The organism is Vibrio sp. La 4.2.2 (genome assembly GCF_027586995.1).
GTDB lineage: Bacteria > Pseudomonadota > Gammaproteobacteria > Enterobacterales > Vibrionaceae > Vibrio > Vibrio mediterranei.
This window is the reverse complement of record NZ_JAPPTJ010000004.1, coordinates 375,127-386,643: the sequence shown is the minus strand read 5'-3', so window position 1 is coordinate 386,643 and position 11,517 is coordinate 375,127. Positions and strand designations below refer to the sequence as shown.

Annotated in this window: 8 protein-coding genes; 1 reads left to right on the top strand and 7 read right to left on the bottom strand. The window is 45.7% G+C overall.

The genetic code is table 11. From position 1 onward, the window contains the following. Window positions 1–60 precede the first annotated feature (60 nt). Window positions 61–1,818, top strand: coding sequence for a sodium:solute symporter family transporter (locus OH456_RS11110; RefSeq protein ID WP_006070261.1), 1,758 nt, complete (start codon window positions 61–63; stop codon window positions 1,816–1,818). A gap of 432 nt (window positions 1,819–2,250) precedes the next feature. Here OH456_RS11110 and OH456_RS11105 read toward each other — a convergent pair whose 3' ends face one another. The 7 genes from OH456_RS11105 to betI all read right to left on the bottom strand — a co-directional run bounded on the left by OH456_RS11105 (window position 2,251) and on the right by betI (window position 11,330). Next, complete coding sequence (locus OH456_RS11105; protein WP_006070263.1) at window positions 2,251–4,251, bottom strand: methyl-accepting chemotaxis protein; 2,001 nt, start codon at window positions 4,249–4,251, stop codon at window positions 2,251–2,253. 231 nt (window positions 4,252–4,482) lie between these two features. After that, window positions 4,483–5,670, bottom strand: a complete 1,188-nt coding sequence (gene choV / locus OH456_RS11100) for a choline ABC transporter ATP-binding protein (protein ID WP_006070264.1) — start codon at window positions 5,668–5,670, stop codon at window positions 4,483–4,485. Window positions 5,671–5,672: 2 nt separating this feature from the next. After that, the gene (gene choW / locus OH456_RS11095; RefSeq protein ID WP_006070265.1) at window positions 5,673–6,515 is read right to left on the bottom strand and encodes a choline ABC transporter permease subunit; all 843 of its coding nucleotides are present in this window, start codon (window positions 6,513–6,515) and stop codon (window positions 5,673–5,675) included. Window positions 6,516–6,565: 50 nt separating this feature from the next. After that, on the bottom strand, window positions 6,566–7,504 hold the full coding sequence (locus OH456_RS11090; RefSeq protein ID WP_270033462.1) for a choline ABC transporter substrate-binding protein: 939 nt from the start codon (window positions 7,502–7,504) through the stop codon (window positions 6,566–6,568). A 37-nt stretch (window positions 7,505–7,541) separates the two neighbouring features. After that, window positions 7,542–9,230, bottom strand: a complete 1,689-nt coding sequence (betA, locus tag OH456_RS11085; protein WP_270033461.1) for a choline dehydrogenase — start codon at window positions 9,228–9,230, stop codon at window positions 7,542–7,544. A 23-nt stretch (window positions 9,231–9,253) separates the two neighbouring features. Further along, entirely contained in the window at window positions 9,254–10,714 is a 1,461-nt protein-coding gene (gene betB / locus OH456_RS11080; RefSeq protein ID WP_270033460.1) for a betaine-aldehyde dehydrogenase, read from the bottom strand. 19 nt (window positions 10,715–10,733) lie between these two features. Beyond that, window positions 10,734–11,330, bottom strand: a complete 597-nt coding sequence (betI, locus tag OH456_RS11075; protein WP_006070269.1) for a transcriptional regulator BetI — start codon at window positions 11,328–11,330, stop codon at window positions 10,734–10,736. Window positions 11,331–11,517 lie beyond the last annotated feature (187 nt).

Genomic DNA, 11,517 nt, shown 5'->3' with positions numbered 1-11,517 from the left:
TCTAGCCGGGCATTGCCCGGCTTTTTGCGTTGACGATTTTAGCAATTTAAAAGGGGAACTATGGACACTCTTGATGGTGTGATTGTCATTGGCTATTTTGCTTTTGTGCTGTTCGCTGCGTTAGCTTTCAAGCGTTTTACTACTGACTCATCTGGCTTTATTCGTGGTGGTGGAGCGATGATGTGGTGGATGGCTGGCGCGACGGCCTTTATGACTCAGTTCTCCGCGTGGACATTTACTGGTGCTGCGGCAAAAGCTTATGAGGATGGCCTAACTGTGCTATTTATCTTCTGGGGCAACGCACTCGGTTTCTTTGTAGCGGCTTGGTATTTTGCCGAACGCTATCGAAAGCTACGCGTTGAAACGGCGATGGAAGTGATTAAGGTTCGTTTTGGTCGTAGTTCAGAGCAGGTCTACACTTGGATTTCTTTTCCTCTTACCATTTTATCTGGTGCAATATGGCTCAATGGCTTAGGGATCTTTGCTTCTGCGGTATTTAATATCGATTTAATGGTTACCATTATTGGTGTTGGTTGCTTGGTGACGTTTATTGCGGTGAGTGGCGGCTCATGGACGGTATCAGCGACGAATGTGATTCAACTGATTTTGCTGGTGGCTATTACGATGGCGGTTGGTGTTTACGCACTCATTGAAATTGGTGGTCCATCTGAACTAATTAATCAATACCCGACTGAAACGTATATGGGGCATGACATCAGTTATTGGCAGATCTTCTGGTTATGGGTCGTGGTTATGATGATGAAGCAAACCATGAACACCAATAACGCATTATCCTGTTACCGCTTTTTGGTGACAACCAATGAGAAAGAAGCGAAAAAAGCGGCTCTGGTTACGGGTATTCTTTTCATTGTTGGACCTGTTATGTGGTTCGTGCCGCCATGGGCAACAGCAGCAATGGGTGTTGACTTGATGGCGTATTATCCAACGTTAGGCACGAGTGCCAATAACGCTGCATATGTTTACTATATTGACCACTTCTTACCTGCTGGGATGTTAGGTTTGGTATTAGCTGCAATGATTGCTGCGACGATTTCTCCAATGACAACAGCATTGAACCGTAATGCAGGTATTTTCGTGCGTAATGTCTATCAATCCATTATTAAACCTCAAGCTAACGAAGTAGAGCAGCTTCGCGTGGGGCAAGTAGCCACATTAGTGAATGGTGTGCTTTGCGTTCTTGCTGCCTTGATGTTTGCGTCGATTAAAGAATACAGTTTCTTCGATATCATGATGTTATTTGGTGCGCTACTACAGACACCACTTTCTATTCCATCGCTGTTGGCGTTTGTGACGTTAAAAACACCAGACTGGTCTGGCTGGGCGACTATTGCTGTGGGACTCTGTGTGTCAGCATTTATGCAGTTCATATTCCAAGTGGATTGGTTGTTACCACTGTTCGATACAGCAAGCTTTAGCCATCGTGAAACAGTGGATCTGCAAGTCGCAGCGACCATGTTAGCTCACCTCTTTATTACCGGCGGGTTCTTCATGATGACACGTTATTTTTATCAAAAGCCGATTGGTGCGAGATTAGGTGAGTTGAATACGCTGAAAAAGAATTTACTCACGCCGATTAGTAAAGAAGAAGAGGCACCTGTAGATTTTCGTCAAGGCGCTTATCTAGGAAGAATGTGTCAAGTTCTAGGATTGCTGGTGGTGCTTATTTCAATGACGACTGACTCGTTACGTGATGGCAGTATTTTTGTTGTCATTGGTGCTCTTATAGTGTTGGCTGGTACTCATTTATATCGAACCAGACATAATGACGACAAGTTAGAAGATGCGACTTCACATTAAAATTACCGTATTAACAATACATTAGTTGAATTTTCACTCTAGGATAGAATTTGAGTGAATTTTATTTATCAGAGTGGCTAGTGTCGGTAAAGATCTATCATCTTGAGGGGCTGAAATAGTTGCTTCACTATTGAGATCCTTTTCCTCATACAGTTTTGGCATTATGGAAATATTTCAGCAGCAACACGAAGCGATTGCTTTCATTGGATTAGCGTTAGCTTTTGTTTGTGGATTTTCAGCAGTGTTTTGGCAAGCTCATCAATAAGGCAAATACATGTTCGATGTCCCGACTCTAGAAGCGCTAGCATTGGTATTGGTTGTCTTTATCGGCGGTTTTGTTTACCGCTCGAAAATTGAAGACTAATACGCATTGTCACGACGATCCAAAAGGCCCTAGTCATCACTGATTAGGGCCTTTGCTTTTATACTTGATTAGGTGTTTAGCTTAAATAGAGAAACTTCCGACACTAACTCTTCCATTCTTTGTTTCACAATGTGCATTTCTTTGTTCATTTTCTGAATATTACTATCGGTTTCCTCCACCATAGAGAGCAGGTTATCGATATCTGATTCAACCGATTGTGTGGTTTGTGCTTGTTCTTCAGTCGCTGTCGCGATACTGCTGTTGTAGTCTGTGATCTTCTTGGTGGTGCCAATAAGTGTTTCGATCATGGCATTGGTTTCCGATACCATAGATTGTGCCGAATAACTGGCATCACGACTTTGCTGCATGTTCTCAAATGAGGTTTTCGCGTTACTAGAGATATCATCCAGAAGGTTGCGGATGACTTCAGTTGATTCTTTGCTGCGCTGAGCAAGTGAACGAACCTCGTCTGCTACCACGGCAAACCCACGCCCTTGCTCACCCGCTCGTGCTGCCTCAATAGCGGCATTCAGCGCCAGCAAATTGGTCTGCTCTGAGATGGCATTAATGTTGTCGAGAATCTCAGACACGTTCGCCATCTTCACTTCCAACTGTTCTAGACACGTGTAAGTGTCGTCAACACTCGAAATTAACTTGGTCGTGGTCGAGAGTGAATGTTCCCCATGGCTTTGACACTGCATTGCATCATTCTGAGCGCTATCAGCGCTTTGTTGGGCTTCTACGGTAATGCCCGCCATTTCTTGACTGGTTTGGGCCATTTCTGTCATAGCCGTTGCGATATTGTCACAACGCAGATGAGTTTGCTGACTCACGGTTTGAGTCGAGGCGACCAACCTACTCATTTCTGCCATTTCTTGCTCAGTTTTTTGTGCGACATCGAGAGAGGTTTGTAATGCCGATGCAAAGCTGTCCGTTAGCTGATTAAAGTGGTGAGCGATGTTGCCAAGTTCATCTTTTTGCTCACAAGGCAGTTTTAGGCTCAAATCCTTGCTGCGCGCAATGGTATCGATTTGTTCGACAAAACGACTAACACGGCGATGTAGGCGATTGGTTGACATGAATGCGATGATGGAGAGAGGTAGCACCACAAATAATGTTAAAGCGATATACGCATAGACTAGTTGCTGTGCTTGTTGCTGGTTTTGTAACGCCAGTGCTGTCATATCGTTGGCAATGGAATCGGCCATAGACTTAATCTGTCCGATACGCTTAGTAGCAAGTTCAAACCAAAGAGAAGCACTTGGTCCTTGCAAGTTGTCCAGCGTTGTTTTCTGTGACAGGTAATCTTGTTGAATGGCATTCACGTCACGCCAGTTTGAACTGTTAGTCATTGCGGATAGCTGATGAGCTTGCTCGGCGGAAAACAGAAGCGTTGCTTGACGAAGGGCATAGGCTTCGGTTGCGATATAACTGGTGATGTTGGCGTATGCATCCAGTGTTGAACGTTGTCCGGCAAATGCACCATTGAGAGCGCCACGAGCTTTACCGGCTTCCTCTTTCATAGCTAGTAAGGCGTGTAGACCACGTAACTGCTGTTCAAGTTTTGGTGCGTCAACCTGAGTTAAAATTACCGATAGATTATCAAGCGCCATGCGGTTGATATTGGAGTAAAACGCAAAGGGTGAATCCTTGATATTCAGAGTATCAACTTGCTGGCGAATGCTATTGCGTTGTTCCAACTGTTGTCGAACATCCTGGCTTAAACGGTCTATCAGTTGTTTGTCCAACACTTGTGGTGCAAAGGCCAATAGACTTTGATACGCCTGATCGGCTTTCACCCTTTGCTGTTTAAGTGCTGTGACTTGCGGCCCTTGTCCTTTGGATGCTACCACACCTGCCGTTAATCCTCGTTCAACAGCAAATTGATGAGCAATGTTATCGAACAGATGGAACAGCTCGACTGCTTCTTGTGATGCTTGGGCATGGTCGGCACGTTCTTGGGCTTTGAAGATCTGGGTAGCGATGAGTCCCATCAAAAGTGTTGTTGGAATTAGAAAAACCAAGAGAATGGTGTTTTTAATATTAAGTAACTTAAGAAGGTTAGGCATTGTATAAACCGTGTATAAAAAACTGGATGCGTAACCTAAAGATTTTACAGAGTTCAATACACGTATTACACGTCAGGGTATTAGAACTTTGATACGATACGAGAAGCGTCAATGGTTTGATGAGTGTCAATTTTTTGGCTACCACTTTGTGGTTATAAAACAAAGTGATAGCCAATAAAATTGAGAGATTCTTCCAAGCTTCAACAAGGAGGAGATCATTTCTTGGCCATGTTAGGCTGCCTGGTGAGTACTAAAGTTACCTAACAATGCGTCATAAAATTCGCTGTCATCGAGAATGCCAACGACTCTACCAGACTCAACCAACAAAATCGGTAACCCACTACGCTGCTTAAGTTCTATTGCTTCTCTCATACCGATGTCTGGACTGGCGACCACGACGGTACTTTGATCAATATGGGTCAGATCACCTCGATTTGCATCCCAGTGGACGAGCTTTAGTTCCTCGTCTTTAACGATGCTGAGTTTGCCATTCGATTGATTGACCCAAACCGATTGATCGGAACAGATCTGCAAACGATCATGTTCTTGCTTTAACTCACTTGCCGGTTGCATTAATGAGCGGCCTTTAAGTACGTTAAGCGGGTTAGTGTGAGCAACAAAATCACGGACGTAGTCGTTTTCTGGTGTGAGGATAATTTCTTCTGGCTTCGCATGTTGAATTAGTTTGCCAGATTCCATAATGGCAATATTGTTGCCTATTTTTAGAGCCTCATCCAAATCGTGACTGACGAATAGAATCGTCTTATTGAGTTTCTCTTGGAGAAGAATCAGCTCATCTTGAAGCTGGGTTCGAATCAATGGATCTAGGGCAGAAAAGGGTTCGTCCATCAATAAGATGTCAGTATCCATGGCAAATGCACGAGCGAGTCCAACACGCTGCTGCATACCACCTGATAGCTCATGCGGGTACTTATCTTCCCACTCAGAGAGACCAACAAGCTCTAGCTGCTCGCGTGCTTTGTTTCGCCTTGTCGACTTCGACATGCCTTGCAGTTCAAGTCCAAAAGCTACATTGTCCAACACGGTTAGCCAAGGCATCAAAGCAAATTTCTGAAAGACCATAGAAACACGATGAGTACGTAGGTGACGTAACGTTTCGTCATCACAAGTGGCTAAATCAACATAATCGTCACCATTTTTCAGCGCTAATGAGCCTCGGGAGATGGTGTTTAAGCCGTTGACTGCACGGAGTAAGCTTGACTTACCTGAGCCTGAAAGTCCCATCAGGACGCAAATCTCACCTTCTTTTACGCTCATCGACACATTGTCGACCCCGACGACTTGTGAAGTTTGGTCGATGATTTCTTGACGAGTTTTACCTTGGTCAAGTTGCTCAAGCGCTAATTGCGGCTTATCACCGAAGACAACGTCTAGGTTTTTAATCGTAATGGCATCCATGACTAGGCTTCCTTTTGATTCGGCGATTTACAGAGTCGGTCTAGGATAATAGCAACTAGGACAATCGCTAATCCGGCTTCAAATCCTTGAGAAATATTGACCGTATTTAGGGCTCGAACGACGGGTTTACCCAGTCCATCCGCACCGACGAGAGCGGCGATGACCACCATGGATAAAGACAGCATGATGCATTGGGTCACGCCAGCCATGATGCTGGGCATGGCCGCTGGCAGTTCTACTTTAAACAACAGCTTCATTCGTGTGGCACCAAATGCCTTGCCTGCTTCCACCAACTCTTCCGGTACTTTGGTGATGCCAAGGTAAGTTAGTCTAATTGGCGCGGCGATGGCGAAAATAATGGTGGAGATCAATCCAGGAACAATACCCAGCCCAAACAGAACCAAAGTTGGAATCAGATAGACGAAAGTGGGGACGGTTTGCATTAAGTCGAGAATGGGGCGCAGCAACGTATACAGCCAAGGGCGGTGTGCTGCCATGATGCCAAGAGGTACGCCAATTAATACAGAAATCGTTGTCGCGGCAAACACCAAAACAAAGGTTTCTAGCATTTCTTGCCAGTAGCCAAGGTTCAAAATCGTCAGCAAAGCACCAATGACAAATAGTACCAAAGGGATACTACGGTGCAGATACCAAGCAATGGCTGCGGTCATAATGATCGGCATTGCAGGTGGCATCCATTTAAACACATCAACGACGAACAAAATGATGGTTTCAAGGAAGATAGAAATTGCGTCGAACAGGCCTGCGGCATTGAATGTCAGCCAGTCGACACCTGCTTCCATCCATTGACCCAGAGGGATTTTGTTGTCAGTAATAAAATTCACAATACAACCTTAGTGTTTTCGAGTGGACAGTTATGCCCACTCATTTTGAATTACGCTTTTGAGTCGATGTAGCTTTGTACTGCTGCGTTTGCGTTTTCACCCGATAGAGTTGTTACGCCAGATAGCCAAGCTTCTACTTGCTTTGGATTTGCCTTCATCCATTGCTGTGCCGCTTTTGACGGTTGTACATTTTGATTTAAGATGGCTTCCATCAATTGGTTTTCCATCTCAAGGCTGAACTCTAGATTTTTCAGCAGTTGCCCCACGTTTTGGCATTCAGATAGATAGTTGGCACGCACGTTGGTGTAAACGTTGGCACCGCCGTAGTTAGGACCGAAGTAATCGTCGCCGCCAGAGAGATACTCCATTTCGATATTGCTGTTCATTGGGTGTGGTGCCCAACCCAAATACACAATCCATTGGTTGCGGCGTGCAGCGCGAGAAACCTGAGATACCATGCCAGCTTCACTAGATTCGACTAAGTTAAAGTCCTTGAGGCCGAAAGCATCACTGTCGATCATGGATTGAATAAGGCGGTTACCATCGTTGCCTGGTTCTATGCCGTAGATACGATCGCGGAATTTGTCGGCATGTTTGGCTAGATCAGCAAAGCTTTTTACGCCAGCGTCATAGACATATTTAGGCACGGCTAGGGTGTACTTAGCACCTTCTAGATTGGCACGAACGGTTTCTACGGTTTTGGCTTCACGATATTTAGCGATATCTCCCTCCATCGTAGGCATCCAGTTGCCAAGGAAGATATCGATATCACCGTTCGCCATTGAAGAGTAAGTGACAGGTACTGACAGAAGATCGGTTTTGGTTTTATAACCCATCCCTTTTAGTAGTTCCGTAGTGACCGCAGTGGTTGCAGTGATGTCTGTCCAACCAACATCGGCAAAACGTACCGTTTCACATTGGTTGGCATAGGCGTTCATCGCCAGACTACTAAGAGCGAGTGCTGAGAGTGTTTTTGTCATCGTTGACATGCTATTTCCTTTTTATTTTTGGCTGACTTTGGTGGACTTAGTCCAGCTCTCTCAATGGAGAGCCAATTCGTTGTGTTTGTTCCCAGTTCGGAGCGAGCCAAACGGGTTGCTTGTCTTGTTGAAGAGGTTTACCCAAGATGATGTCGGCAGCGCGCTCGGCAACCATGATGGTTGGACCGTTAAGATTGCCGTTTGGAATCGTTGGGAAAATGGAAGAATCGACCACGCGTAGTGCTTTGATACCGCGAACGCGGCACTGCTCGTCGAGTACGGCTAGTGGGTCATTATCGGCTCCCATTTTGCAGCTGCAAGAAGGGTGATATGCGCTTTCTACGTTCCGCTTTACCCACTCATCGATAGCGTCGTCGCTTTGAATATGGAGCCCAGGTTGAATCTCATCACCGCGGTAGGCATCCATTGCGGGTTGATTTAGAATCTCACGAGTCAGGCGAATGCAGTCTCGCCAATCTTGGCGATCTTGCTCGGTCGAGATGTAATTGAACTCAATTAATGGCTTGTCATGTGGATTTGCCGAACGAATCTCTACGGTGCCACGGCTCTCGGGTTTATTAGGCCCCACATGCACTTGGAAACCATGCCCATCAAAAGCCGCTTGTCCGTCATAGCGCATAGCAGCTGGAAGAAAGTGGTATTGAATGTTGGGCCACTTAAGCCCTTTACGAGAACGAATAAACGCGCAAGATTCAAAGTGGTTGGTCGCACCTAAGCCTTTACGAGTAAGAATCCATTCTGCGCCAATAAGCCCTTTGCTCACCAAACCGAGTTTGCTGTTTAGCGTGATTGGCTGAGAGCAGTGGTATTGGAAATACACTTCAAGGTGGTCTTGAAGATTAGCACCTACACCAGCGAGGTCATGTTCTACCGTCACGCCTGCGCGCTCCAACACCTTCTTAGGACCGATTCCGGAAAGCTGCAAGAGCTGCACTGAGCCGATAGAACCAGCGCTAGAAATGACTTCCTTGTTCACTTTGGCATCGACGACAATACCAGACTTTTCATACTGGACGCCGACAGCTTGCTTTGCTTCCAATAAGACTTTATGAACCACGACACCTTTAATCAGCGTGAGGTTAGGGCGCTTGAGGGCACGTTTTAGATAGGCATTGGATGTAGAAGCTCGGACCCCACCATCAACGGTCATATGCATCGGACCAAAGCCTTCTTGCTGATAACCGTTATAGTCTTGAGTTTCAGGGTAACCGGCTTCTTTGCCTGCATCGATAAAGGCTTGATAGAGTGGGTTACGAGTCATGTTATTGCCATTGCAAGTGCCAACTGGGCCGTCCCCACCACGATACTCATCGCTGCCACCATCCCAAGACTCTGCGCGGCGGAAATAGGGTAAACAAGACTGGTAGTTCCAACCTTTTGCACCTTGTTGTTCCCATTGGTCGAAATCACAAGCATGCCCGCGAACATACACCATTCCGTTAATGGATGAGCTACCGCCAAGCACTTTACCGCGAGGACAATGTAGCTTGCGTCCATCTAGACCCGCCTCTTCAGTGGTTTCAAATTGCCAAGCGTATTTTTCGGTGTTCATTGGGTAAGAGAGGGCTGTTGGCATCTGAATAAAAATACTTTTATCGCTGCCACCTGCTTCTAACAGTAATACAGAGTGCTCACCGCTTTCCGTTAGTCGGTCTGCCAAAACACAGCCAGCCGATCCCGCGCCGACGATAATATAATCGTAGCGTTGTTCCATAATCTGTCTCCGTAAACTCATCGTTAGGCGTAAGGGCTGACGTATTCGCCAAGCTCGATTAAAACACTCTTAGTTTGGGTGTAATGCCTTAAGGTCTCAGGTCCATTTTCACGGCCAATACCAGAATGCTTATATCCGCCTACGGGCATTTCTGCTGGAGAATCACCCCATGTGTTCACCCAGCAAATACCAGCTTGCATTTGATGAATAACGCGATGTGCTCGCGATAAATCTTGAGTGAAAAGTCCAGCGGCCAATCCATAATCGGTGTCGTTAGCGCGTGCAATAACGTCTTGTTCGTCATTGAAAGTAAGTACTGACATTACAGGTCCGAAGATCTCCTGCTGTACATGCGGCATGTTGTCGTCACAATCGACGAAGACAGTTGGCACGACGAAGTTACCTTTGTCTAACCCATTTTCAGTCACCTGATAACCGCCAGTCAGTAGGGTTGCGCCACTTTTCTTAGCACTTTCAATGGCGTCTAAAACTTTAGATAAATGCGTTTTTGAAATGAGGGCACCAACTTGAGTTTTGCTGTCCATCGGGTCGCCAACGATCAGTTTTTCAGTGCGGGATTTCAGCTGCTCAATAAAGGCTGAGTATATAGATTGATGTACAAAGACGCGGGTGCCGTTAGTGCAGACCTCGCCTTGGGTATAGAAATTCGCGACCATAGCGGCAGATACTGCGTCATCCAGTTTAGCGTCTTCAAAGATGATCATTGGAGACTTACCGCCAAGCTCCATGGTGACGTGTTTAAGGGTTCGAGCACTATTAGCCATGACTTTCTTCCCTGTACCTGATTCACCGGTAAAGGAAACTTTGGCAATATCAGGATGTGCTGTCAGCATCTGACCAACCCGATGATCACCTTGAATCACATTGAACACACCATCTGGTACTCCCGCTTCACTATAGACTTCCGCAAGCTTTAGTGCGCTTAGAGGCGTTTCTTCCGAAGGCTTGAAAATCATGGCATTACCCGCAGCAAGTGCCGGTGCAGACTTCCACATAGCAATTTGAATCGGGTAGTTCCAGGCGCCAATTCCCGCGCAGATGCCTAAAGGTTCACGTCTGGTGTAGAAAAACTGATTCTCGCTAAGTGGTTGTTGCTCACCTTGCAATGCTGGAGCGAGACCAGCGTAGTATTCAATGACATCGGCACCAGTGGCAATATCCACTTCAATGGCTTCTTGTAGTGGTTTTCCGGTGTCAGTAACTTCGAGAGCAGCGAGTTCAGAATTGCGTTCGCGCAGCAATGCCACTGCCTTGAGAAGAATTCGACTGCGTTCAATGGGGCTCATCGCAGACCAAATGGCGAAGCCTTTTTTAGCAGATTCAATAGCAAACGCTAAGTCCTCAGAATTTGCTTGGACGATTTCAGCTAAGGGCTCACCGTTAGCAGGATTATAGGTCGTAAAGTATTCGTCGGATGAGCCTTGTTGAAGTTGTCCGTCGATGTAGAGTGTTTTCATATCCATTTGAAAGTCTGACTTATGATTATTTTAATGAGTAAAAAGTGAGTTGCTTATCTAGATAATCGTTGATGATGAAACGGGCTTTTTCAGCGTCAATACCTTCTGGGGTCAAGGTGCCTCTTAGCCAAATTCCATCGATAAGCGCAGCGATACCGTTAGCAACGACATCGGCTTGTTCCGGTGTGAGCAAAGTGTTGAGTTCAATCTTAAGGTGCGATAACAGGCGTTTTTCATTGACACGTTGTAGGCGTTTCAACTGGGCGTCATGCATTGAATAAGACCAAAACGCTAACCAAGTTTTCGCCACTTTATTTTCTGCCTGAAATCCTACGAAATTGGCGTCAATAATGGCATTGATACGTTTGACGTGTTCTGTTTTGGGGATTTGACTTAGGTGAGATGTCACGGTTCTAGAAAGCTGCCTTAGGATCTCTCGCATGGTCTCTTCGAGAAGGCCGTGTTTACCACCAAAATAGTGGTTGATGATACCTGTAGAGACGCCGGCTTCCTTGGCAATTAACGAGATACTCGCGGCGTGCAAGCCCACACGATCTATAACAGACATGGCTGCTTGAACTAGCTGTGGTTTCCTGACTAATGGCATGCCAACCTTCGGCATTTGAACTCCCTTTTATTTTTAATTGAACGTTCAGTTAAATATAAAATGCCTGAAAAAAGATTTGAGTTCAAATTAAATGTCTCTTTTTGCGTAACCAGTAAGTAAACATTTTTTAACACAACCAAAGAGTGGGTCTATCATTCGACACCAAAGAAACAGGTCAATAAAAGTGCTAAACCAAGCTGTA

Coding starts and splice junctions, on each gene's coding strand:
- OH456_RS11110 (WP_006070261.1), top strand. CDS start 61: ATGGACACTCTTGATGGTGTGATTGTCATTGGCTATTTTGCTTTTGTG.
- OH456_RS11105 (WP_006070263.1), bottom strand. CDS start 4,251: ATGCCTAACCTTCTTAAGTTACTTAATATTAAAAACACCATTCTCTTG.
- choV (WP_006070264.1), bottom strand. CDS start 5,670: ATGGATGCCATTACGATTAAAAACCTAGACGTTGTCTTCGGTGATAAG.
- OH456_RS11090 (WP_270033462.1), bottom strand. CDS start 7,504: ATGTCAACGATGACAAAAACACTCTCAGCACTCGCTCTTAGTAGTCTG.
- betA (WP_270033461.1), bottom strand. CDS start 9,230: ATGGAACAACGCTACGATTATATTATCGTCGGCGCGGGATCGGCTGGC.
- betB (WP_270033460.1), bottom strand. CDS start 10,714: ATGGATATGAAAACACTCTACATCGACGGACAACTTCAACAAGGCTCA.
- betI (WP_006070269.1), bottom strand. CDS start 11,330: ATGCCGAAGGTTGGCATGCCATTAGTCAGGAAACCACAGCTAGTTCAA.